The sequence below is a fragment of the Ruegeria sp. BK1 genome (genome assembly GCF_056535645.1).
Window position 1 is genome coordinate 2492034 of the sequence record NZ_JBQFIS010000001.1, and the last position, 17618, is coordinate 2509651.

Consider the following 17618-nt stretch of genomic DNA (forward strand, 5'->3'; position numbering starts at 1 on the left):
TCAGCCAGCAAGCGCCCCGATATCAGGCAGCACCGGCGCGGCGTCGATCAGGGTACGGGTATAGGCGTGCTGCGGATTGGCGAAGACCTGATCGGTCTCACCTTGTTCCACGATCTTGCCCGCCTGCATGACCATCACCCGATCAGTGATCGTGCGCACCACGCTTAAGTCGTGGCTGATGAACAGATAGGTCAGGTCATAGGTCGCGCACAGCTCGGCCAGCAGATCCAGGATTTGCGCACGAACTGAAACATCAAGGGCCGAGACCGCTTCATCAAACAGGATCAATTCGGGGCGAATGATCAAGGCACGGGCAATGGCGATACGCTGACGCTGCCCGCCCGAGAACTCGTGGATGTATTTCCCAGCGTCATCGGGGCTGAGGCCCACAGCGGTCAGCATTTCTGCGATCCGGTCCTGCCGCTCGGTCCCAGTGGGCGGCGTGTCCAGCAAATGAAACGGTTCGGTGATCAAACGCGCGACTTTGTGGCGGGGGTTGAAGCTGCCATAGGGGTCCTGAAACACCACTTGCATTTTACGACGTACCGCAGGGTTTGGTTTGTGGCCCGTGAAAACGGGTGCGCCATCCAGACGGATTTCCCCCGCTTGCACCTCTTCCAAGCCCATAATCGCACGCGTTAGGGTCGATTTTCCACATCCAGACTCACCTACCAAACCCAGTCGTTCACCACGATTGAGCGTAAAGCTGACCTGATCCACCGCGCGGTGGTGGCCCGGCTTGTCGAACAGACCCTTGCGCGGTAAGCGATAGTCGCGGACGACCTGAGTGACCTCTAACAACGGGCGATCCGCCGCTGTGTCGGGCAAGGCCACCTGATGACCCGAGGCCTCAAACAGCATACGGGTATAAGGGTGCTGCATGTTTCGCAGCAGATCGTCGGTGGGGCCAGCTTCCACGACCTCGCCGTGCCGCATCACGACGATCTGGCCTGCCATGTCAGCGACCACGGCCAGATCATGGGTGATCATCAGCAGACCCATGCCGTATTCGCGCACCAACCCCTTCAGCAGATCGAGGATTTGCGCCTGCGTTGTTACATCCAGCGCGGTTGTCGGCTCATCCGCGATCAGCAGCTTAGGCCGCAAGGCAATGGCCATGGCAATGACAACGCGCTGGCGTTGCCCGCCTGACAGCTCATGCGGATAGCGAGACAGAGGAAAGCGGTCCGGGGGGAGGCCCACGCGGCGCAACACTTCCTTCGCGCGGTCCAGAGCTTGCGTGGCAGGCATGGCCTTATGGATCAGGATCGTTTCCATGACCTGATCGCCGATGGTCTTCACCGGGTTCAGGGCTGTCATCGGCTCCTGAAACACCATCCCGATCTTGGCACCACGCAGGGCACACATCCCGGCTTCGGGAGTGGTCAGCACGTCGCGCCCTTCCAGCCGGATCTCGCCCTGCGTCTGCGCCCCGTTGGGCAACAGCTGCATCACGGCCAAAGCGGTCATCGACTTGCCCGAGCCGCTTTCACCTGTCACGGCGACGATCTGGCCGGGATCAATGGACAGGTTAATCTGCTTCAGGATCGGCGCCCCGTGGATGGACAGCGACAGGTTTTCGACCTCAAGCAAACTCATGCGCGCGCCACCCTAATCCGAGGGTCCAGCCAATCGCGCAGCCCGTCGCCCAGCAGGTTCAGACCCAGCACCGTGACAATGATCGCCAGCCCTGGTATCAGAGCCAAATGCGGGGCAAAACTGACCATTGTCTGCGCATCGGCCAGCATGCGGCCCCAGCTAGGTGTGGGCGGTTGCGCACCAAGTCCAACGTAAGACAGCCCGGCTTCGGCCAGTATCCCCAGCGAGAACTGGATGGTGCCCTGTACGATCAGCAGATTGGCGACATTGGGCAGGATATGTTCCGCCGATATGCGCGCAGCACCCTTGCCCGAGACACGGGCGGCGAGGATGAACTCACGCTCCCACAGGGACAGCGCCGCGCCGCGGGTGATACGGGCGAAGACGGGGATGTTAAAGATACCGATGGCGATAATCGCGTTGATCGCCCCTGCGCCGAATACGGCTGTGATCAGGATCGCAATGACCAGCGAGGGGAAAGCAAAGACCAGATCATTACCGCGCATGATCACCTCATCCAGCCAAGACCCCTTGCGCGCCGCCGCCGTCAGGCCCAATGGCACGCCCAGCGCCATACCGATCCCCACGGCAACCAGAGCAACCGCAATCGACGTGCGCGCACCGACCATAATCATCGAGAACATGTCGCGGCCGAAATGATCCGTGCCAAACCAGTTCTGCGCGCTTGGCGTCTTTAGCTTGCCGGGAATATCCAACGCGGCGTGGTCGTAAGGTGTCCAGACAAAGGACACCAAAGCCGCCAGCAGAACCACCGAGGACAGCAATGCGCCAAGGATCAGGTTGCGGCTCATGTCCGGCTCCTGAGGCGGGGATCGACGGCAGCATAAGCCAGATCGACCAGGAAATTCACGGTGATGACCGCAAAGACCAGCAACATGACAACCGATTCCACCACAATCAGATCACGGGCCGAGATCGCCTGAAACACCAAGCGCCCAAGGCCGGGCAGATAGAAGACCTGCTCGATAATGATCGACCCAGCCAAGAGGAATGAAAACTGCAGCCCAATGATGGTCAGCACCGGGATCAGCGCGTTGCGGACGCCGTGCCGCCACAGGGCCTGACGGCGCGACAGACCCTTGGCGCGAGCAGTGCGCATGAAATCCTCGCCCAGAATATCCAGCAAAGATGACCGCATGACCCGCGCCAGAATCGCTGCTTGCGGCAAGGCCAGCGCGACGGCGGGCAACGTCAACGAATGCAACCCGGTCCAAAACCCCTGATCCCAACCTGCGAACCCTCCGGCGTTGAACCAGCGCAGGTTTATGGCAAAGATCAGCACCAGCATCATGGCAAACCAGAAATTGGGCACCGCAATGCCCAGCTGCGTCGCACCCATCACGGTCAGATCGCCGGGCTTGCCCCGACGCGCAGCAGCGTAAATCCCGGCAGGGAAGGCAATCAGTGTCGACAAGGTCAATGCATAGAGCGCCAGCGGCAAAGACACCCAAAGCCGATCCTGGATCATCTGCGAAACTGGCGTGCGATAGGTATAGGAGGTGCCGAAATCACCCGCCAGCATTCCGCTGACCCAGTTGAAGTAGCGCTCAAGCTTTGAGCCATCCAAGCCCAACTCAGCCCGTAGCGCAGCTAGCGTGTCCTCTTGCGCGTTTACGCCCAGCATGAAGGATGCCGGATCGCCCGGTGCAACCTCGATCACTGCGAAGATCACGACCGAGGCAACGGCCAGGCTGATCATCAGCGATATCAAACGTTTGAGAGCGTAGCGCAGCATAGATCGCACGTTAGGGTCACAGGCGCCGTTGGTCCAGCGTCTAAGGTATCAGCAAATAAGCAGAAACCGCGTAGCCGACGATCGCGGCATAGCCCAGAGGATAGATCCACTTAACCGCGTAATTGTCCAACTTGCGCGCCGTGTCTTCGCGCCCGGCGACCTTGAGTCTGCGCAAGGCGACGTTGAAAACGATCAACGCTCCGGTCATCAGGAACATCCATTGCAGAACGAAATCCAGAAAGGTCAGATAGCCCAGCTTGGGCAGATCAGCAGAAATAGCCCAGTTGAAAGCAACGAAGACCAGCAGGTTGCCCCCCGCGATCTCAATCCGTTTTCGGTATTCGTCCAGAAAGAACAGCGCCCAGCCAACAGCAACGAGTACCAGCATGGGCATGAACACCCTGATCATGTAGTAGGTCTGATGCCTGCTGCCCTGAAAGGCCAGCGCCAACTGATCGCTATCTTGCCCCGACAGACCCTGAACCTGGGTTTTCACCATTCGCGCGTTGCCCAGAACCCATTCTTCCTCGCCCAGCAGATCGCCCAGACCCGAAAAGTCTTCCAGCGGGTAATACGTCACGTAGTCCGAGGGAAAGACCGAAACGACCTCGAAATAGAAATCCTGCGTGTCGAACGGGTACTTGCGGAAATCGAAATGAGGGGCCTGCAAGGTCAGCGAGGATTTTTCGACATAAACCACCCGCCCGTCGCTGCGCAGCGAGGCGGCGGCCTCGTGTATCCATTTGTTGGATTGCTGATTGTGGATCACGAAGGCGGGCATGACGGCGCCAATCTCGGCCGCGTGGTCCGCCAAGTCAGACGGGTTGAAGACCCGAATATCCCGTCCCGTCTTCTCTGCGTCAAACGCCAGCAGAGGGTCCGTCCATTCGAACCGCAAAACCGCCACCGCCCCATAGTTTTCCGCCTTTTGATCGACGCTTGTAATCTGGTTGATCCTAATCCCGACGCCCACATTCAACGGATTTTCGGGGGTGCCGGCCAGCGCATCCAACCGGGTGCTAAGCGCATTTTGCGCACCCGCCATCGAGGCCAGCCCGCAGAGCGTACACACGCATAGCAAAAGAACACGGAAAGACGTCATGATACTGCTCACCCTGACCCTGGCAAAACTTGGAGCCGCGCAACACGGCCCCAGTTCCGGTCATTCAGACCAACTGATCTGCGTCAGATCGATGGCAGCCGTGGGCGCGTTCTCCCACAGGCCCTGCACACCTGCTTTGGCAACACCCAGCTTGGCCAGCTGGAACAGGTAGCCATTGACGAAATCAGTGGCGATCAGGCGTTGCGCATCGCCCAGCAATTTCTTGCGCTGATCCGGATCGGTGGTTTCGTTCAACAGTTCCATCAGAGCCTGAAAATCGCTGCTGTCATATTGGAAGTAATAGTCGGGCCGCGCATAGATGCCGATATCCATCGGCTCGGTATGGCTGACGATTGTTAGGCCGAAATCCTTGCCCTTGAACACCGATTCCAACCATTGCGCCCATTCAACATTGATGATCTCGGCCTTGATCCCGACCTCGGCCAGTTGCGCCGCGATGATCTCACCGCCGCGACGGGCGTAAGAGGGGGGCGGCAGGTGCAACGTGGTTTCGAACCCGTCAGCATAGCCTGCATCAGCCAGAAGCTGCGCGGCTTTCTTGGGGTCATAGGCCGAATTGCCGGTCAGATCGACATAGGCCGGATTGTGCGGTGCGAAATGAGTGCCGATGGGCGTGCCATAGCCGAACATCGCTCCGTCAATAATCGCCTGCCGATCGATCGCATGGGCCAAAGCCTGCCGCACGCGGATATCGTCAAAGGGCGGCTTTTTGTTATTCGTGGACAGGATCGTCTCGCCCTCGGTCGAACCGACCAGCACCTGAAACCGCGAATCCGCCTCGAACTGAGGCAGGTTTTCGGGGGCCGGGAAATTGTCGAACACATCCACATCATCGGCCATCATCGCAGCAAATGCAGCGGTCGGATCCGAGATAAACTTGAACGTAGCGGTCTCCAACGCGGGTTGATCGCCCCAATAGTTCGGGTTGCGGTTCAGCGTGATGCTGTCGCCCTGCACCCAGTCGCCAAAGGTATAGGCCCCGGTACCAACCGGGTTGGTCTTGATGTTCTCGATGCTTTCAGGCGCGACAATCACCGCATCGCCCCACGCCATGTTGAACAGGAAGTTCCCGTTCGGTGCAGACAACGTGACCTTGACGGTCAGAGGATCGACTACTTCGACACTGTCGATCCCGGCAAACAGGGCTTTCTGCGCGTTGGCGCTGTCTTCGGCGCGGGCGCGGTCAAGGCTGAACTTGACGTCCTCGGCATCCATGGTCGAGCCATCGTGGAAGGTCACACCATCATGCAGCTTGAAAGTGTAGACAGTGCCGTCATCCGAAATCTCCCAGCTTTCCGCCAGCCCCGGCACGACCGAGCCATCGCCCATAAAACGGGTCAACCCTTCGAAGATATTAGTATAAACGACCGAATCGATGGCCTGCGCGGCGGCGCTTGTCGGGTCCAGATGCGGAGGCTCCAACTGCATCGCAATGGTAATATCGGATTTGGCCCAAGCCTGCCCAGCGAAGAGGCTGGCTCCCACGGCCAACACCGACGCAAAGGACCGAAACGTCTGCTTTGTCATGTAAATCACTCCCCACTGAAAATGTGTGACCCTTCGTTTCCGAGGGTCGTTCTGAGACCAATGTCCCCATAAACCCAAGGTCAATCAAGGAAATGTTCGCGCAACCGGGGTTTCTATGGCCCCTGTCGATCTGTTATGCCGCGCTGCAACATGAACCCCGGAGCAACGATCATGAGTGCCACCGCCCGCAAAAAAGCCCCAAACGCCCAGGATATCCGCGACCTCAAAGGCGGCGAGCCCATCGTCAGCTTGACCGCGTACACCACGCCGATGGCGCGGTTGATGGATGCCCATTGCGATTTCGTACTGGTGGGCGACAGCGTCGGCATGGTGCTGCACGGGCTGGAATCGACGCTGGGCGTGACGATGGAGATGATGGTGATGCACGGGCAAGCCGTCGCCCGGGGGCTGAGCAGCGCGATGATGGTCATCGACATGCCGTTCGGTAGCTATGAACACTCGCCGGCCGACGCCTTTCGCAATGCCGCGCGGCTGATGGCCGAGACCGGCGCGGGGGCCGTCAAACTGGAGGGTGGGGTCGAAATGGCCGAGACCATCCGCTTTCTGGTCCAACGCGGCATTCCGGTGATGGCCCATATCGGCCTGACCCCACAATCGATCAACACGCTGGGTGGCTACAAGGTACAGGGCCGCGATGATCAGGCCGAGGCGGTTCTGGCCGACGCCCACGCCGTCGCAAGCGCAGGCGCGTTTTCGGTCGTGTTAGAGAAGGTTCCGCAAGGCCTGGCCGATCGCATCACAGCAGAGGTTGCGATCCCCACCATTGGCATCGGTGCATCTGCGGGCTGTGACGGGCAAATTCTTGTGGTCGACGACATGGTGGGCTTTTTCACCGCCTTCAAACCGAAATTCGTCAAACGCTATGCCGAACTTGGCCCGCTGGCCGAAGCCGCCATCGCCGAATACGCCGCCGAAGTGCGCGCCCGCAGCTTTCCGGCGGACGAACATGTCTTTGCCGATCAGGCCCCGTCCAAAGGACCAAAGACATGACAGCCCCCATCTTGCGCCGCCTTGCAGATCTGCGCGCGCTGACAACCGAATGGCACCGCAAGGGTGAAGTCATCGGCGTGGTCCCCACCATGGGCGCGCTGCATCAGGGGCACCTGTCACTGGTTGAGGCCGCCAAGGCCGGGGCCGACCGCGTGATCGTCACGATCTTTGTGAACCCCAAGCAGTTCAACAACCCCGAAGACTTGGCCAATTATCCGCGCACGGAACATGAGGACGCGCAGAAACTGGGCCCATTTGACGTGGATGCGATATATGTGCCCGATCCTGATGAGATCTATCCGCAGGGCTTTGCCTCCACCGTTTCCGTCACCGGCCTGACCAATGTGATGGAGGGTGAATTCCGCCCCGGTCATTTCGATGGCGTCGCCACTGTCGTCGCGAAGCTGTTCCTGCAGACGCAGGCAGACAGAGCCTATTTCGGGGAAAAAGACTATCAACAACTGATGGTCGTGCGCCGTATGGCCCGCGATCTGGATATCCCGATTGAGGTTGTTGGCTGTCCCACGGTGCGCGAACCCTCGGGGCTGGCGATGTCCTCGCGCAACCTGCGTCTGTCGCCAGAGGGGTTGGAGGTTGCTGCCCACAAGCACCGGATCATGATCGAACTGGCCACCTCGCTGAAAGATGGCGCGGCATTCGACGCCTTGGCCGCGCGGGCACAGACCGATCTGCTGGCAGCGGGCTTTACGCAAGTCGAATATATCCAACTGCGCTGCGCCGAGACGCTGGATCCGCTGACCCATGCCGACCGCCCCGCCCGGCTGTTTGTGGCCGCTTGGGCGGACGGCGTGCGACTGATCGACAATATTCCGGTCTGATCGCTCTGGCCCCAGCCACGCTGTTTGCGCTAAAGTCCTGCAAAACCAATACCGGAGGGGGGCGCAGGGCATGACCTATATTCTCGCCATTGATCAGGGCACCACATCATCGCGGGCCATTCTGTTTGACGCTGAAATGCAGCGCGCGGGCACCGCACAGCACGAATTCACCCAGCATTTCCCGCAGGAAGGCTGGGTCGAACACGACCCCGAGGAAATCTGGGACAGCGTTTTGCGCGTCTGCCGCGAAGTGATGGACACCAACGGCGTCACCTCCGACCAGATCGCCGGCATCGGCATCACCAACCAGCGCGAAACCACGGTGGTCTGGGATCGCGCCACCGGGAAACCGATCCACAACGCCATCGTCTGGCAGGACCGCCGCACCGCCGAGATTTGCGCGCGCTACAAACAAGCCGGGTGCGAGGATGATGTGACCGCCCAGACCGGCCTGCTGCTGGACCCATATTTCTCGGGCACCAAGGTGAAATGGCTGCTGGATACCGTCCCCGGCGCGCGCGAAAAGGCCGAAGCCGGAGAGCTGCTATTCGGCACCATCGACAGCTTTCTGATCTGGCGTCTGACCGAAGGCCGCAGCCATGCCACTGACGCCACGAACGCGGCACGCACCCTGTTGTTCGACATCCACAAAGGCGAATGGAGCACGGAGATCTGTGATCTGCTGGACGTGCCGATGAATATGCTGCCGCAGGTCCATGATTGTGCCTCGGACTTCGGAGAAACGACTCTGTTTGGAGGAAATATCCCAATTCTGGGTGTGGCGGGCGACCAACAGGCCGCCACCATTGGGCAGGCGTGTTTCCAACCGGGCATGATGAAATCCACCTATGGCACGGGCTGTTTTGCGCTGCTGAACACGGGCGACAAACCCGTTGAGTCGAAAAACCGCCTGCTGACTACCATCGCCTATCAGCTTGACGGCAAGCGGACCTATGCGCTTGAGGGTTCGATCTTTGTGGCCGGGGCTGCGGTGCAATGGTTGCGTGATGCGTTGCAGATCATCGAAACGGCCCCCGAAAGCGGCGACTTGGCGCAACAAGCAGACCCTAATCAGCATGTCGTGCTGGTGCCCGCTTTTACCGGGCTGGGCGCGCCTTACTGGAAACCCGATTGCCGGGGCGCAGTGTTTGGTCTCACCCGCAATTCGGGCCGAGCCGAATTCGCCAAAGCCACTTTGGAAAGCATCGCCTACCAGACCCGCGATCTGTGGCACGCCATGCAAGGCGATTGGGGCGCGGATACCGATGTGACGCTGCGCGTTGATGGTGGCGCCAGCGCCTCGGATTGGGCGATGCAAGGGTTGTCGGATTATCTGGGTGCTGAGGTTGACCGTCCGGTGATGCAGGAAACGACTGCCTTGGGCGCGGCGTGGCTGGCCGGAATGCGCGCGGGGGTCTATCCCGATCAGCAAGGGTTCTCGGAGACCTGGGCGCTGGATCGCCGATTCAAACCAGAGATGTCGCAAGAGGATCGCGACGCCGCCTATGATCGATGGAAACGAGCTGTGTCAGCTGCGATGGCGTTCTGAACCCGGTGAGGGATCAGCTATGATCCTTCATCAACCGCTGCTTCTGACGTGACCAGTCGCGTTTGGCCTGCGTTTCGCGCTTGTCGTGCAGTTTCTTACCCTTGGCGATGCCGATCTTCAGCTTGGCCCGACCCTTGTGGTTGAAATACAAAACCAGCGGCACCAGAGTCATGCCCTTGCGCTGGGTCGCATTCCACAGATTTGACAATTCCTTGCGCGATACCAACAACTTACGGCGGCGGCGTTCTTCATGCTTGAATACCTTCGCCTGCTCATAGGGCGCGATATAGCTGTTGATCAGCCACAGCTCTCCGTCATCGACCGAGGCATAGCTTTCGGCAATGTTCGAACCACCCGCGCGCAGAGATTTGACCTCGGAGCCTTCCAGTACAATGCCGCACTCAATATCCTCTTCGATCGCGTAATCGAAACGGGCCCGCCGGTTTTCGGCGATGACTTTGTAATTCGGGTCGGTCTTCTGCTTTTGCTTGGCCATGACGCGTTGATTTAGGCGGCTTGGCGCGGCCTTGCAAGCCCTCAGGTCTTGGCGGAGATGATCAGGTCGGGGCCGAAAATCGTGTCGGCGTGGTTGTGCAGATAAATCTTGAGCCAGGGCGTGAATCGCGCGGGGTGGCGCTGCACCTCGGCCAGAAGGTCGTGATAGTCGATCCAGCGGATATCCATCACTTCATCTGGGTTCGGTTCGATCTGCAATGGCCCACGTACATGGGCGAGGAACACGTCCACCACCTCATGCTCGATCATCGAATTGCCCACATCGGCGTGGTATTCCAGCCGGTGGCGATATTCTGGATAAAGCCCGGTAATCCCCAACTCTTCGCGCAGGCGGCGCACTGCGCATTCCGAGGGCGTCTCACCCCAGTCGGGATGGGTGCAGCAGGTATTCGCCCACAGGCCCGGCGTGTGGTATTTGCCCATCGCCCGACGTTGCAGCAAAATCTCGGTCCCGCGCACGACAAAGACCGACACCGCCTTGTGCCGCAAACCCTTTTCATGCGCTTCAAGCTTGTCCACGGGGGTCAACTCGCCATCGACCCAGGCCGGGATCATGATTCCCATCTTTCAACTCCTGCTGCCTGCCCGACGGACAGGTCGGACTCGTTCGGCTGCGTATTTCCAAGGTGGCGATGTTGAGCACTCATATCAATCGCACGAAAGGCCGCAGGGGGACTGCGGCCTTTCGATGAATCACAGTAGATCGGTGTCAGATATTATTCGCCCGAAACGCTGACGATATAGGCATAGACGTCTTCACCGCCGGATTTCAGCCGGAAGGTCATTTTCGACTTGGCCGCTGTGTCATCCAGATAGGTTTTCAGGAAGGCTTTGGGGTCCTGAACATATCCAACGAAAGTCGTTTCATCCCAGACCAGGCCATTTTCACCTGCAGCGACAAGGCTGTCGCCATATTTGAATCCATCAACGGTACCAGCGGTACGGCCTGCGATGGCGTAGAGGTTCGGACCGGTCTTGCCGCCTTTGACGATGGCTTCACCGGAGGCATCGGCGATCTGGTGGCAGGACTTGCATTTGTTGAACGCTTTCTTGCCCGCTTCGGCGTCACCTTCTGCATAGGCAGGAAGGGCCAGAAGACCGGCAACTGCGGTGGCGAGGATACGATTCATAGCTTTTGCTCCGATACGAATTGGCTGCACTGAATGGATCGTCAGTGTAGATGAGAGTCAACGCGCAGATTGCCGCGCGATGGCACTGTGTCACAGCCCGACTTTGGTCGTCCTTAACTTAAGTCATGTATCTGTGACCAACAGGGTAACAGATCCTCTGTCTGTGGCGTCGCCTCAAAGATGGCGCGACCTATGGCGCGGGCCAGACAGACGGCCGCTGCGTGTCCCAGCGCTCCTATCTGCATCGGGTCACCCCCAAGCGGGCGGGTCCCCGTGCTGACTGCAAAGACCAGGTCCCCGTCGCCCGGCGCATGGGCGGGAACGATGGCGCGGGCAATACCATCATGGGCGGCAACCGCCATTCGATGACATTGCGACTTGGACAGTTTGGCGTCGGTGGCGACAATCGCGATGGTGGTATTTGCTTTGTCCGGCGCCGCCGGGTGCATGGCCTGCGCCTTGCGGCTGGGGGCGGGGTGTCCCAGGCCCGAGGACGGGTCTGGGCCGAGCCCTCCGAATTCATTACCCACTTCGAACGGAGCGGCCCAGAAATGGCGATCGCCCGGCGTGGTGACGCTGCCCAGTGGATTCGCCGCCACCAAAGCGCCGACCGTGACGCCATTGGGAAGAACGGCTGAGGCCGAGCCCAGCCCGCCTTTTTGCATCGCTGCCAATGCGCCGGTGCCAGCCCCGATGCTGCCGAGTTCAAATTGATCTGAGGCCGAGAGATACGCTTGATGACCCAAGCTGCGATACGGGTTTTCCACCCATGCCTTTTCACCGCCGTTCAGCAAGTCAAACAGGATGGCGCCCGGAACGATGGGGACCACAGCCGCGCCAACGGCGAAGCCCCGACCCTGCGCGCGCATGGCATCTGAGACGCCGGAGCAGGCATCTAACCCGAAGGCCGATCCCCCGGACAAAACGATGGCGTCGACTCGGTCCACGGATTTGTCCGGGGCGAGAAGGTCCGTCTCACGCGTGCCCGGAGCGCCGCCCATCACATGGACCGATGCGGTGAATGGGCTGGCGCAGGTCAGGACTGTGGTGCCGGATTTCAGCACGGCGTCCTGCGCGTTACCAACCAGCAGGCCGGGAACATCGGTGATGAGGTTTTTGGATCCGGGGGTCACGATTGGCTGGTCCGTTGGGGGTGGGAAGCGCGCAGGCGCGCTGCCTCCGGCGGGGATATTTTTGGCCAGATGAAGGGCGGATCAGATACAGCGGCCACCATCGACCTCCAAAGCTGTGCCGGTGATCATGCTCGCCTCATCCGAGCAAAGGAACAGGGCGGCGTTTGCCATGTCTTGCGGGGTTGAGAAGCGGCCAAGCGGGATAGTTGAGAGGAATTTGGCACGGATTTCCGGGGTGTCTTCGCCCATGAAGGATTTCAGCAGTGGAGTTTCACCGGCCACCGGGCAGATGGCGTTGACGCGCACGCCGGATGGGGCCAGTTCCACAGCCATGGTTTTGGTGGCCGTGATCATCCAGCCTTTGGACGCGTTGTACCAATTCAGGTTCGGGCGCGGCGACAGGCCCGCCGTGGAAGCCACATTGAGGATCGCGCCTGTGCCGCGTGCCTTCATCGCAGGGACAAAGGCGCAGGCGGTCAGGTAGACAGATTTCATGTTCACTTTGAAGACGCGGTCGAAATCATCCTCAGTCACGTCCTCTAGCGGAGTTGGCAAGTGGGTAACGCCCGCATTGTTGACCAAAATATCGAGGGTTCCGAAGGTTGCGGCTGCGGCGTCGGCCATGGCCTGAACCGAAGCTCGATCAGCTACATCCACCTGTTGCGCGATGGCTTGGTCGCCAAGAGACGTGACCATGTCTTGTGCCGCGTCGCCGTTGATATCTGCAACCATCACGCGGGCACCTTCGGCTATGAATGTCTGCGCGATGCCTGCACCGAAACCGGATGCACCGCCGGTTACGATTGCCGTTTTACTCTTAAGCCTCATAGCCTTGCCCTCCCGTTTGGTGGTCAGACTAGCAAGGCGCGGGGAAACTGCCAGTTCAATCTTCGTTAACCCGTCCGCGCAGTGCCTTGACGTCAGAGCGCGCCTTTTTCGCTGCCAGCCGCCGTTTAACCGAGCCATAGGTGGGTTTGGTGGCGATGCGCCGTTTGGGTTTGACCAGCGCGCGGGAAATCAACTCGGCCAGACGGGCGTGGGCCAATTCTCGGTTCCGGGCTTGTGACCGAGTTTCCTCGCACTGGATGATGATCGCACCGTCTTTGGTCCAGCGCCGTCCGGCCAACCGTTTCAGCCGCGCCTTGACCGGATCGGGCAGGGATGGTGAGCGCGCGGCCTCGAACCGCAACTCGACCGCGGTCGAGACCTTGTTCACATTCTGCCCACCGGGGCCGGAGGACCGAACAAAGGTCTCGGTCATTTCCCAGTCTTGCAGGATGATATCGTCGGTGATGCGCAACATGAGGCGGACCTTAGCGGGCGCGGGCGGAAACAAAAAGGGCCGCCCCGGTGGGACGGCCCTTCGAAAGTACAGGAGGTTGGGTCGGTTAGATCAATCGACCAGCCGGGGTAAACACCCCGCCAAGGGCTGCCCTAGCAGGCGATCCCCCCGGTTGTTCCGACACCTCTCTCCAATCTCTTTCTCGACACTGGATCACCTCCTTTTCTATCTGTTGCGGTTGATAAGGATGGTGACACAAGATGCGCTATTCTCAAAGCACTTTTTTATGCGGGCTGTGCAGTCAATCGACCAACGATCACTTTGAACGGGATCAGGGCGATCAGGGCCAGCGACAGTTTTACCAGCCAATCCGCAAAGGCCAGCGTCACCCACAAGGGTGCCATCGGGCCGGTCAGCATGAAGGGCACGGGCTCCCACGCCCAATTGATCGCGGCGTCCGCATTGGCGCCGAAGAACGTGACCGAGGCCGAGAAGGCCAGCGTAAAGAAGATCGCCGTATCCAGCGCAGATCCAACCAGTGTCGATACCAGTGGCGCGCGCCACCAGCGTCCGCCGCGCAGCGAATTGAACACGGTGACGTCGGTCAACTGCGCGATCAGGAAAGCGGTGCCCGAGGCTACGGCGATGCGCAGCGGGACGGCGGCATAGGTGAACCCGTCACCTTGCAACATGATCTGGCTGCCGATCAGCGAGCAGATGATGCCGGTGACAAACCCGGCGAACACGACCTTGCGGGCCGGGCCCACTCCGTAGACGCGGTTCATGATGTCCGTGACCAGAAAGGCCAGCGGATAGGTAAAAGCACCCCAGGTCAACAGCCCGTCTAGGATCAGGAACTGAACCAGAAAGTTCGAGGCCACGACAATGGCGGCCATGGCAAAAATGCCGGGAATAAAGCTGCGTTGCATATTTTGATGCCCGTTTTGTCAAGGTAGCGGCGACTTGGCCAAGGGACAGCCCCAAGGCAAGCCGTGCGTTTAAACCCTTGGGCCGTGTGTGTCAATCAGGCAGCAGATACTCGACCAGTTCGGTGCGTTGCAGCGCCAGAAAGTTGTCATCCGAGATCATGGTGGCCCGCAAACGGTCTTGGTCATCGCGCCAGATAGACAGACCTTCGAGGTTGTCATGCGCACCGGTACCTGTCTCGAACAGGGTCTCTTCGCCGTTCGGGTCTTTGCCATTCAGGTGCCAACGGCGCAGACGTGAACGAAAGCCAGTCCAACCCACTGCACGTTCCAGCAGGTAGAACCGACCGTCTGGGCCAAAATCAGCGGCAACGGGCAAAAACTTACCGCGTTGCGGCAAGACAAAGGGGGTCGCCCAACCCTGACCATCCCAACGGTAGACGGGAATATCACCCTGCGCGGTGCGGTTCTTTTCCGGCAAGGTATAGAGACGACCGCTGGAATCCATCGCCAGCGCCTCGAACGACCCGTTGCCATTCAATGCGTCGAACGCTTTGGGGCGCGGCAGAACACGGGCTTTGGCCTTTAATCCTGTGTAATGCGCGACACGGTGGATACCCTCGAAAGAGACGTAAAAGCTGCCATCCGGGGCAACGGCGATCCCTTCGGAATCGCCCGCTGTGCCAGACATGGCGCGCCCAGTGCTGGACAAAAGCCGCGCGTGGTCGGTCAGGGTGACGCCGGTGATCTGGCCCCTGTCGCGCTCGATCCGAGCCTCGATGACCGTGGACCGATCGCTAAGCGCGATTATGCGCTGCCCCTGATCATAGACATGAACGGCAGAAAATCCGCCGAACCACGCGGCGGGGTGTTTCCAGGTGTAGCTGCTCAGGTGCGAGGCCGTTTTTGCCTCAACTGCCCAAACAGCACCTGCGACCAGAGACGCGGTGATCAGTTGGATTGCAGAACGGCGGCGCATTGTTGGGGCAGATCGGCAAGTCGGTATTCTCGCCGGGGCTTCGGCGCAGGCGCATTCGGGTCCGGTGGCGGCGGGTTGAGGATGTTGTTCACCCATTCCTGCGCCTGTGCGCAGCCGTCACCCTTGGGGGGTGGGTCCTGATTGACACAGCCGCGCGACCCTCTCGGGCAAGCCAGGCGAACGTGGAAGTGATAGTGATGCCCCCACCAAGGCCGGATCTTACGCAGATAGGAACGGTTGCCTTTCTCATCCTTGCACATTTGCACTTTGGCACCGGGGAAGACAAAAATCCGAGCGACGCGCTTGTCCTTTGCAGCTTCGCGCAGCACCGCGTGGTGTTGCTTGGTCCAATTGCCGTTTACAAAGGCCCCGTTTTCACGGCGCAGGGAGATGGACGAGATATTCTCGCGCGCCTTGCGGGACAGGCGCATATTGTCACCGGGCAGCATCCAGATGTCGATATCCAGACCCAACTGGTGCGAGCGGTGCCCCGAGGTCATCGGCCCGCCCCTCGGCTGGCTGATATCCCCGATATAGAGACCATTCCACCCCGGCTGTTTCGCCGCAAACCGGCTGAGGTCCTGCACGAAGTCGATCGCCTGCGGATGCCCCCAATTGCGGTTGCGCGACAGGCGCATGGCCTGCCAAGTCGGACCGGTTTCGGGCAGCTGCACCGACCCGGCCGCGCATCCGCGCGAATAACTGCCGAAAGCGGCCGGTTTTTGAGCCGAGCTTTGCTTTTGCGCGCCAAATAGCTGCTTGGCCAGAGGTTGCGCCCCGGCCGTGCCTGCCAGTGTCAATGCGGCCAGAACGGCCAAAAAACGTAATAAAATCATCTGCTCTGATCCCCTTCCGGTTTCACCCAGCGCATCAGGACTAGACCCAGAATAAACAAAGCGATGATTGGTGACACCCCCAGACGCGCACTGCCCGTCGCAGTTGTTGCAATTCCGATCAGCATGGGCGCGGCAAAGGCGGTTGCGCGCCCTGACAGACCATATAGGCCAAAGCTTTCCACCGGAGCCGTAGGATCGGTATGACGCACCATCAGCGACCGGCTGGCCGATTGCAGAATACCCCCCATACCGCCGATCAGAACGCCACAGCCGAAGAACACCATGTCCGGCAGGCCTGACCCTTCGGGCAATGTGATCCCGTAAATCTGTGTCCGGTCCATCGACACCACCGTGACGCAGACAAAGATCAGTACCCAGATGGCGACCAAGATCACTGGTTTAGGGCCGTATTTCTTGTCTGCCTTGCCCCCAATCCACGCAAAGATGGCCGAGGCCAGAACGCTCACAATTCCAAACACGCCGATCTTGATAAGGCCCCATTCCAGCACCAGCCGCGCATAGACCCCGCCAAAGCTGTAAAGCCCGTTCAACGCGTCACGGTAGAACATGGACGAGCCCAGATAAGTCGCCAGACTGACCCGGTGGCGCAAGTCCGAGATGGATTTGCCCAGCAGTTTCAGCGCATCCCCGACCGAGCCCTGTTTTCCGCTGTCAGGATCGTCCTTTACCCACAGGAAATAGGGCACCATGAACAGGATGAACCAGATCGCGGTAAAGGGTCCGACGAACCGCGTGCCCTCCTGATTGGCCGCATCCAGCCCTAGGATCGGTGCAATCCCAATCAGCGTCTTGCCGTTGGGTTGTTCGACAAACAGCGTCAGCATGATCGCCAGCGAGATCAACCCGCCAAAATAGCCAAAGGCAAAGCCCGAGCCTGAAATCTCACCCACTTCATTATCATCGCCCAGTTCGGGTAGTTGCGAGTTGATAAAGATCAGCGCGTATTCAGCGCCCACAAAGCCTAGACCAAAGGCCGACAGCATCAGCCACATGTTTGACCCATCAGGCAGCGTGTACCACAGCGCGGCGGACCCCACGGCATACATGACCGAGAAGGCAAAGATCCAAGGGATGCGCCGCCCCGACACATCGGCCATTGCTCCCAGCAACGGCGCACCAAACGCGATGATCAGCCCAGTGATCGTCAGGCAATTTGCCCAAACCGTCTGCGCCCGCGCTGCGGCGGCTTCGGCATCCAGCCCGGTGCCGCTGAAATACCCCGCCGCAATCCCTGCGAAATAGGGGCCAAAGACAAATGTCACCAGCAATGTATGAAAAGGTTGCGACGCCCAATCGAAAAACCACCAGCCCCAGATGCGCTTGCGCTTGGAAATCTCTGCCATGACCGCCCCTGTTTTTTTCTTGCGTCAATAAGACGGGGCTTTGGGTCA

Annotated in this window: 18 protein-coding genes; 3 read left to right on the top strand and 15 right to left on the bottom strand. The window is 59.8% G+C overall.

What is annotated here, in order from left to right; all coding sequences use genetic code 11:
• From ACR3E7_RS12530 to ACR3E7_RS12550, 5 genes are read right to left on the bottom strand one after another with little or no spacing between them, the layout of a single operon-like run.
• Complete coding sequence (locus ACR3E7_RS12530) at nucleotides 1-1599, bottom strand: ABC transporter ATP-binding protein (protein WP_480503473.1); 1599 nt, start codon at nucleotides 1597-1599, stop codon at nucleotides 1-3.
• Complete coding sequence (locus ACR3E7_RS12535) at nucleotides 1596-2411, bottom strand: ABC transporter permease (protein ID WP_170789514.1); 816 nt, start codon at nucleotides 2409-2411, stop codon at nucleotides 1596-1598. The genes ACR3E7_RS12530 and ACR3E7_RS12535 overlap by 4 nt, the downstream gene beginning before the upstream one ends.
• On the bottom strand, nucleotides 2408-3355 hold the full coding sequence (locus ACR3E7_RS12540) for an ABC transporter permease (protein WP_170789513.1): 948 nt from the start codon (nucleotides 3353-3355) through the stop codon (nucleotides 2408-2410). Before ACR3E7_RS12540 ends, ACR3E7_RS12535 begins: the two co-directional genes overlap by 4 nt.
• Before the next feature lie 40 nt (nucleotides 3356-3395).
• The gene (locus tag ACR3E7_RS12545; RefSeq protein ID WP_480503474.1) at nucleotides 3396-4457 is read right to left on the bottom strand and encodes a ligand-gated ion channel; all 1062 of its coding nucleotides are present in this window, start codon (nucleotides 4455-4457) and stop codon (nucleotides 3396-3398) included.
• Between the two features lie 60 nt (nucleotides 4458-4517).
• Complete coding sequence (locus ACR3E7_RS12550) at nucleotides 4518-6005, bottom strand: ABC transporter substrate-binding protein (protein ID WP_170785238.1); 1488 nt, start codon at nucleotides 6003-6005, stop codon at nucleotides 4518-4520.
• Between the two features lie 171 nt (nucleotides 6006-6176).
• On the opposite strand from ACR3E7_RS12550, the gene panB reads away from it, so the two are divergent.
• The 3 genes from panB to glpK all read left to right on the top strand — a co-directional run bounded on the left by panB (nucleotide 6177) and on the right by glpK (nucleotide 9404).
• The gene (gene panB, locus ACR3E7_RS12555) at nucleotides 6177-7016 is read left to right on the top strand and encodes a 3-methyl-2-oxobutanoate hydroxymethyltransferase (protein ID WP_480503475.1); all 840 of its coding nucleotides are present in this window, start codon (nucleotides 6177-6179) and stop codon (nucleotides 7014-7016) included.
• Nucleotides 7013-7855: a pantoate--beta-alanine ligase gene (gene panC, locus ACR3E7_RS12560; protein ID WP_170785243.1), complete on the top strand. Its 843-nt coding sequence runs from the start codon at nucleotides 7013-7015 to the stop codon at nucleotides 7853-7855. Before panB ends, panC begins: the two co-directional genes overlap by 4 nt.
• A gap of 70 nt (nucleotides 7856-7925) precedes the next feature.
• Nucleotides 7926-9404: a glycerol kinase GlpK gene (glpK, locus tag ACR3E7_RS12565; RefSeq protein WP_480503476.1), complete on the top strand. Its 1479-nt coding sequence runs from the start codon at nucleotides 7926-7928 to the stop codon at nucleotides 9402-9404.
• 13 nt (nucleotides 9405-9417) lie between these two features.
• On the opposite strand, the gene smpB is transcribed toward glpK, so the two are convergent.
• From smpB to ACR3E7_RS12615, 10 genes are all read right to left on the bottom strand, one after another.
• Nucleotides 9418-9900 carry an SsrA-binding protein SmpB gene (gene smpB, locus ACR3E7_RS12570; protein ID WP_170382128.1) on the bottom strand — a complete coding sequence of 161 codons (483 nt, stop codon included), beginning with the start codon at nucleotides 9898-9900 and terminating at the stop codon, nucleotides 9418-9420.
• 41 nt (nucleotides 9901-9941) lie between these two features.
• Nucleotides 9942-10484: an isopentenyl-diphosphate Delta-isomerase gene (gene idi, locus ACR3E7_RS12575; RefSeq protein WP_170355873.1), complete on the bottom strand. Its 543-nt coding sequence runs from the start codon at nucleotides 10482-10484 to the stop codon at nucleotides 9942-9944.
• Between the two features lie 152 nt (nucleotides 10485-10636).
• Complete coding sequence (locus ACR3E7_RS12580; RefSeq protein WP_170772938.1) at nucleotides 10637-11050, bottom strand: c-type cytochrome; 414 nt, start codon at nucleotides 11048-11050, stop codon at nucleotides 10637-10639.
• 113 nt (nucleotides 11051-11163) lie between these two features.
• Nucleotides 11164-12183: a P1 family peptidase gene (locus ACR3E7_RS12585; protein WP_480503477.1), complete on the bottom strand. Its 1020-nt coding sequence runs from the start codon at nucleotides 12181-12183 to the stop codon at nucleotides 11164-11166.
• Between the two features lie 81 nt (nucleotides 12184-12264).
• Nucleotides 12265-13011: an SDR family oxidoreductase gene (locus ACR3E7_RS12590; protein WP_480503478.1), complete on the bottom strand. Its 747-nt coding sequence runs from the start codon at nucleotides 13009-13011 to the stop codon at nucleotides 12265-12267.
• A 55-nt stretch (nucleotides 13012-13066) separates the two neighbouring features.
• A complete protein-coding gene (gene arfB / locus ACR3E7_RS12595; RefSeq protein ID WP_480503479.1) occupies nucleotides 13067-13486 on the bottom strand; it encodes an alternative ribosome rescue aminoacyl-tRNA hydrolase ArfB in 420 nt (139 codons plus the stop codon).
• Between the two features lie 263 nt (nucleotides 13487-13749).
• Nucleotides 13750-14394: a queuosine precursor transporter gene (locus tag ACR3E7_RS12600; protein WP_170772946.1), complete on the bottom strand. Its 645-nt coding sequence runs from the start codon at nucleotides 14392-14394 to the stop codon at nucleotides 13750-13752.
• Between the two features lie 91 nt (nucleotides 14395-14485).
• Entirely contained in the window at nucleotides 14486-15370 is an 885-nt protein-coding gene (locus tag ACR3E7_RS12605) for an esterase-like activity of phytase family protein (RefSeq protein ID WP_480503480.1), read from the bottom strand.
• Nucleotides 15343-16206 carry a penicillin-insensitive murein endopeptidase gene (gene mepA, locus ACR3E7_RS12610; protein WP_480503481.1) on the bottom strand — a complete coding sequence of 288 codons (864 nt, stop codon included), beginning with the start codon at nucleotides 16204-16206 and terminating at the stop codon, nucleotides 15343-15345. Before mepA ends, ACR3E7_RS12605 begins: the two co-directional genes overlap by 28 nt.
• The gene (locus ACR3E7_RS12615; protein ID WP_170789502.1) at nucleotides 16203-17570 is read right to left on the bottom strand and encodes an MFS transporter; all 1368 of its coding nucleotides are present in this window, start codon (nucleotides 17568-17570) and stop codon (nucleotides 16203-16205) included. Before ACR3E7_RS12615 ends, mepA begins: the two co-directional genes overlap by 4 nt.
• Nucleotides 17571-17618: the final 48 nt, after the last annotated feature.

What these genes read in the sequence shown, in the direction of transcription:
- ACR3E7_RS12530 (WP_480503473.1), bottom strand. Translation starts at nt 1,599, where the DNA reads ATGAGTTTGCTTGAGGTCGAAAACCTGTCGCTGTCCATCCACGGGGCG.
- ACR3E7_RS12535 (WP_170789514.1), bottom strand. Translation starts at nt 2,411, where the DNA reads ATGAGCCGCAACCTGATCCTTGGCGCATTGCTGTCCTCGGTGGTTCTG.
- ACR3E7_RS12540 (WP_170789513.1), bottom strand. Translation starts at nt 3,355, where the DNA reads ATGCTGCGCTACGCTCTCAAACGTTTGATATCGCTGATGATCAGCCTG.
- ACR3E7_RS12545 (WP_480503474.1), bottom strand. Translation starts at nt 4,457, where the DNA reads ATGACGTCTTTCCGTGTTCTTTTGCTATGCGTGTGTACGCTCTGCGGG.
- ACR3E7_RS12550 (WP_170785238.1), bottom strand. Translation starts at nt 6,005, where the DNA reads ATGACAAAGCAGACGTTTCGGTCCTTTGCGTCGGTGTTGGCCGTGGGA.
- panB (WP_480503475.1), top strand. Translation starts at nt 6,177, where the DNA reads ATGAGTGCCACCGCCCGCAAAAAAGCCCCAAACGCCCAGGATATCCGC.
- panC (WP_170785243.1), top strand. Translation starts at nt 7,013, where the DNA reads ATGACAGCCCCCATCTTGCGCCGCCTTGCAGATCTGCGCGCGCTGACA.
- glpK (WP_480503476.1), top strand. Translation starts at nt 7,926, where the DNA reads ATGACCTATATTCTCGCCATTGATCAGGGCACCACATCATCGCGGGCC.
- smpB (WP_170382128.1), bottom strand. Translation starts at nt 9,900, where the DNA reads ATGGCCAAGCAAAAGCAGAAGACCGACCCGAATTACAAAGTCATCGCC.
- idi (WP_170355873.1), bottom strand. Translation starts at nt 10,484, where the DNA reads ATGGGAATCATGATCCCGGCCTGGGTCGATGGCGAGTTGACCCCCGTG.
- ACR3E7_RS12580 (WP_170772938.1), bottom strand. Translation starts at nt 11,050, where the DNA reads ATGAATCGTATCCTCGCCACCGCAGTTGCCGGTCTTCTGGCCCTTCCT.
- ACR3E7_RS12590 (WP_480503478.1), bottom strand. Translation starts at nt 13,011, where the DNA reads ATGAGGCTTAAGAGTAAAACGGCAATCGTAACCGGCGGTGCATCCGGT.
- arfB (WP_480503479.1), bottom strand. Translation starts at nt 13,486, where the DNA reads ATGTTGCGCATCACCGACGATATCATCCTGCAAGACTGGGAAATGACC.
- ACR3E7_RS12600 (WP_170772946.1), bottom strand. Translation starts at nt 14,394, where the DNA reads ATGCAACGCAGCTTTATTCCCGGCATTTTTGCCATGGCCGCCATTGTC.
- ACR3E7_RS12605 (WP_480503480.1), bottom strand. Translation starts at nt 15,370, where the DNA reads ATGCGCCGCCGTTCTGCAATCCAACTGATCACCGCGTCTCTGGTCGCA.
- mepA (WP_480503481.1), bottom strand. Translation starts at nt 16,206, where the DNA reads ATGATTTTATTACGTTTTTTGGCCGTTCTGGCCGCATTGACACTGGCA.
- ACR3E7_RS12615 (WP_170789502.1), bottom strand. Translation starts at nt 17,570, where the DNA reads ATGGCAGAGATTTCCAAGCGCAAGCGCATCTGGGGCTGGTGGTTTTTC.